This is a genomic window from Desertihabitans aurantiacus (genome assembly GCF_003344635.1).
In the GTDB taxonomy this organism is placed as follows: Bacteria; Actinomycetota; Actinomycetes; order Propionibacteriales; family Propionibacteriaceae; genus Desertihabitans; species Desertihabitans aurantiacus.
Genome location: NZ_QPKK01000302.1, coordinates 1 through 4192 on the forward strand (window position 1 = coordinate 1; position 4192 = coordinate 4192).

The window sequence follows — 4192 nt, forward strand, 5'->3', positions numbered from 1 at the left end:
ACTCGGCGATGAGCCTGGGTGCCGCCGCGCTGGCCGCGCTGGCCGGGCCGGTGCTGGCGGTGGGCGGCTACCCCTCGGTCAACCTGCTCGGCGGGGTGGCGCTGGCGGCGCTGCTCGTCGTCGTCCTCACCGCCCGCACGGCACCGGCCCGCTGAGCCGGACGCGTCAGCCGCGCTCGGCCCGCTCCAGCGCCTCGCGGAGCGTGTCGGCCGGAACCGGCTGGGCGCCTCCTCCCCAGTCCTGCGGGTCGCGGGCGTAGGGGACGCCGTAGGCCGGGGTGCCGGGCTGGTAGCGCCAGCCCTCGGCCAGCGGCCCGACGTCGAGGCCGTCGTAGCCGAGGCTGTCCAGCAGCGCGACCACCGCCGCCTTCGCCTCCGGGTCGTCACCGGCCACCGGCAGGGTGCTGCGCTCCGGGCTGCCGCTGGGACGGGCCGAGGTGGCCAGGTGGTCGACGTAGATGTTGTTGAACAGCTTGACGACCTTCGACTCCGGCAGGTGCGCGGCCAGCAGCTCCGAGCTGGTGGTCGAGCCGTCGTCCAGCGCGGGGATCTGGCCGTCCCGCTGGGGGTAGTAGTTGTTGGTGTCGATGACGACCTTGCCGCGCAGCGGCTCCACCGGCACCTGCTGGTAGCGCTTCAGCGGGATGGTGACGACGACGAGGTCACCGGCCGCCGCGGCCTCCGCCGCCGTCGCCGCCCGTGCGCGGGGGCCGAGCTCGGCGACGAGGTCGGCCAGCGTCTCCGGCCCCCGGCTGTTGCTGAGGACGACGTCGTGGCCGGCGTCCACCGCCAGCTTCGCGACGGTGCTGCCGATGTGCCCGCTGCCGATCAGTCCCAGAGTGCTCATGACGGGACAACCGGAGGGGCGCGGCACCCATTCCGGCCGACCTGCCCTAACGTCGGGCAGCGCACACCGACGCCCGAGCCGGAGGACCGATGACCGACAGCACCGCACCGCTCCCCGTCGTCGCCGTCGGGGCCGGGTCGATGGGCCGCGCCTGGCTGCGCGTGCTGACCGGCTCCCCCGAGGTGGCGCTCACCGGGATCGTCGACCTCGACCTGGACGCCGCCGGTGCGGCTGCGGCCGAGCTGGGCGTCCCCGACCTGCCGGTGGGCACCGACACCGTCGCGCTCGCGAGTGCGACCGGGGCCCGCGCGGTGGTGGACGTCACGGTGCCGGCGGCCCACCACCCGGTCACCACCGACGCCTTGTTCGCGGGGCTGCCGGTGCTGGGGGAGAAGCCGGTGGCGGCCACGCTGGCCGAGGCGCTGTCGCTGGTGGCGGCGGCTGAGGTGACCGGCACGCTGTTCATGGTCAGCCAGTCGCGGCGGTGGAATCCGCAGCTGGCCCGCTTCCGCCACCACCTGGGTCGGCTGGGGGCGGTCGGCACGCTGTCGGTCGACTTCTTCAAGGCGCCGCGGTTCGGCGGGTTCCGCGACCAGATGGCCCATCCGCTGCTGGTCGACATGGCCATCCACCAGTTCGACATGGCCCGCTACCTGCTCGGCGACGAACCGGTGTCGGTCTACTGCGAGGCGTGGAACCCGCCGTGGAGCTGGTACGCCGGTGACGCCTCGGCGGTGGCGGTGTTCGAGTTCGCCGGTGGCTCCCGGTTCGTCTTCGACGGCTCCTGGTGCGCCCCGGGCCGGGAGACGTCGTGGAACGGCGCCTGGCACGCGAGCGGCGAGCACGGCACCACCACCTGGAGCGGTGACGACGACCCGGTCCCGCCCGACACGGCGGCCGAGGTCGTCGAGGTGCCCGACCACGACGGCATCGCCGGCTCCCTGGCCATCTTCGTCGACGCGCTGCGCCGCGGTGTGGTCCCCAGCGGTGAGGTGCACGAGAACGTGCTCAGCCTGGCCATGGTGGAGGCCGCCGTGGAGTCGGCCGGCACGGGGCGGCGGGTGCTGCTGGACGACGTCCTGGACCGCGGCCGGGAGCAGGCGGTACGCGAGGAGCACCGCGCGGACGTCCGCAGCGTGCTGCAGGGGTGGCCCTCGGTGCGGGAGGCGCTGCTGTGCGCGGCCGGTGAGACATCCCACCCGACCCCACGCGACTGATTTGATCGGCATGAAAAACTGTGGGGACGTCTGGAGGTGGCTCGCGCTCCATCGGGTATCACAGACGCAGCGCACGCACGACCGGAAAGAGTCTGGATGAAGACCGACGCCACCTACCAGCTGGACAACACCGCGATCTGCTCCGCGGTCGCCGTCGAGGCCCCCGAACGCGTGACCTCGGCGTGGATCGACGAGCAACTGGGCGACACCTACCAGCGGCTCGGCATGACGCCGGGCAAGTTCGAGCAGCTGGCCGGGGTGGCGGCGCGCCGCTGGTGGCCCGAGGGCGTCAGCTTCGTCGACGGTGCGGTCGACGCCGGAGCCAAGGCACTCGCCGAGGCGGGCGTCGAGCCCGGCCAGGTCGGCCTGATCATCAACACCTCGGTCACCCGTGAGCACCTCGAGCCGTCGGTGGCGGTGCAGGTGCACCACGCCATCGGGCTGCGTCCGGCCTGCCTCAACTTCGACCTCAGCAACGCCTGCCTCGGCTTCATCAACGGCATGCAGCTGGCCGGCACCATGATCGACGCCGGCCAGGTGGACTACGCGCTGGTGGTCGGCAGCGAGAACATCCGTGGTCTGCAGCAGCAGGCGATCGCGCGGCTGCAGCGTCCGGAGACCACGGTGGCCGAGGTGCGCGAGCAGTTCGCCACCCTCACCCTGGGCTGCGGCGCCACCGCGATGGTGCTGGGACGCGCCGACCTGGCCGGCAGCAGCGGCCACCGGCTGCTGGGCGGCACCAGCCGCTCGGCCACCGAGCACCACGACCTGTGCGTCGGCGACCTCGACTTCATGCGCACCGACACCCGCGGTCTGTTCGAGGCCGGGCTGCAGCTGGCCCTGGAGACCTTCGCGGAGTCGGAGCAGCAGTTCGGCTGGACCGACGTGGAGCACATGGTGTCCCACCAGACCTCGCTGGTGCACATCACCGCGCTCTGCCAGAAGCTCGGGCTGGACGTCGACAAGTTCCCGCTGACGCTGCCCGAGTTCGGCAACATGGGCCCGGCGGCCGCCCCGTTCACCCTGGCCGCCTCGCAGGACCGCTTCACCGCCGGTGACCGGGTGATGATGCTGGGCATCGGCTCGGGGCTCAACACGTCGTTCGCCGACATCGTCTGGTGAGCCGGTTGGCTGACGGGCCGGGGCCGCTGCCCGGGCTCGACCCGTCCTGGGCCCGCTCGCTCACCGCACCCGACGCCGAGGGCGTCCCCCGCCGCTGGCACCTGCTCGACACCGCCGCCGACCGGCCGCTGGAGGAGGTGGCCGGCCTCCCCACCCTGGTCTGCCTGCACGGGAACCCCACCTGGTCCTACCTGTGGCGGGGGCTGCTGGCCGGGGTGCGTCCGGGCTGGCGGGTGGTGGCGCCGGACCAGCTGGGGATGGGCTGGTCCGAGTCGGCGGCCGGCACCCTGGAGCGTCCGCGCCGGCTGGCCCAGCGCGTCGAGGACCTCGACCGGCTGGTCGCCGCGCTCGGGCTGAGCGGACCGTTGGTCGCGGTCGGCCACGACTGGGGCGGCCCGGTGGTGACCGGCTGGGCGGTGCGGCACCGCGACCGGGTGCGGGCGCTGGTGCTGGCCAACACCGCGGTGCACCAGGACCCCTCGACCACCTTCTCCGGACTGATCCGGCTCGCCCGGCAGCCGCTGCTGGTCGGCCCGGTCTGCGTGGGCACCGACACCTTCGTCCGGGGGGCGGCGGCGCTCTCGCGTCCCGCGCTGCCCCCCGACGTCCGCGCCGCCCTCCGCGCCCCCTATCGCACGCCCGGGCGCCGCGGCCGGGTCGGCCAGTTCGTCGCCGACGTCCCGCTCGAGGACGACCACCCGACCCGAGCCACGCTGCAGGCCGTCGCCGACGGCCTGGACGGGTGGGACGTCCCCGCCCTGCTGCTCCGCGGTACCCGCGACCCGGTGTTCACCGAGGCGCACCTCCGCGACCTCGTCGCCCGCCTCCCGCAGGCCGACGTGCACCGCTACGAGGGCGCGTCCCACCTCGTCACGGAGGACCGCCCCGACTACGCCGCCACCGTCTGGCGCTGGCTCGACCGCCTCGCCCTCGCCGAGCCCGCTGCTACCCACCAACGCCCTGAGCCCACCCCCCAACGCCCTGAGCCCACCCCCCAACGCCCTGAG

4 protein-coding genes are annotated in these 4192 nt (G+C 74.1%); 3 read left to right on the plus strand and 1 reads right to left on the minus strand.

What is annotated here, in order from left to right:
• Window positions 1-165: 165 nt before the first annotated feature.
• Entirely contained in the window at window positions 166-846 is a 681-nt protein-coding gene (locus DVA66_RS17735; protein WP_114561240.1) for an NADPH-dependent F420 reductase, read from the minus strand.
• A gap of 89 nt (window positions 847-935) precedes the next feature.
• Here DVA66_RS17735 and DVA66_RS17740 point away from each other — a divergent pair, with 89 nt between their 5' ends.
• The 3 genes from DVA66_RS17740 to DVA66_RS17750 all read left to right on the plus strand — a co-directional run.
• Window positions 936-2063, plus strand: coding sequence for a Gfo/Idh/MocA family protein (locus DVA66_RS17740; RefSeq protein ID WP_114561241.1), 1128 nt, complete (start codon window positions 936-938; stop codon window positions 2061-2063).
• A gap of 96 nt (window positions 2064-2159) precedes the next feature.
• Window positions 2160-3185, plus strand: a complete 1026-nt coding sequence (locus DVA66_RS17745; RefSeq protein WP_114561242.1) for a 3-oxoacyl-ACP synthase III — start codon at window positions 2160-2162, stop codon at window positions 3183-3185.
• Window positions 3182-4192, plus strand: a 1011-nt coding sequence (locus tag DVA66_RS17750) for an alpha/beta fold hydrolase (RefSeq protein WP_114561243.1), incomplete at its 3' end; no start/stop codon positions are given. The genes DVA66_RS17745 and DVA66_RS17750, both read left to right, overlap by 4 nt.